Genomic DNA, 291 nt, shown 5'->3' with positions numbered 1-291 from the left:
ACCAATCCAGCATTTTGCGTTGGTGCTCACCGCGTCTGCCGCGATGAGTTCTCGCAAGGAGCTTCAATTGGGCGTTGATGCCGCCTTCAAGACTGTTGGTGGTGGATTTGATCCGATGCGGCTTAAGCACGCCTTTCGGGGGCTTGAGGTAGACAAACAGCAGGTCATTGCGCCACAGGTGGTTGAGACTGTTGTAGGCCTTGCGCACGTTGACATGGGTCCACACGAGTGTGTCTTCCCCTGTTTTTGGGTCTTTGACCTGTGTCTTTTCGTTGAGCCAATCCTTGTAGA

General features: G+C 53.6%; 1 pseudogene. It reads right to left on the bottom strand.

The annotated features are described in order from the left end of the window. Window positions 1-291: pseudogene (locus tag HMPREF3048_RS04115) on the bottom strand (IS256 family transposase); the annotation flags it as partial.

Origin of the sequence: Corynebacterium sp. HMSC075D04, from assembly GCF_001815635.1 — a bacterium.
In the GTDB taxonomy this organism is placed as follows: domain Bacteria; phylum Actinomycetota; class Actinomycetes; order Mycobacteriales; family Mycobacteriaceae; genus Corynebacterium; species Corynebacterium coyleae.
The sequence above is the reverse complement of the archived record's forward strand: the minus strand, read 5'-3'. Positions and strand labels throughout refer to the sequence as shown.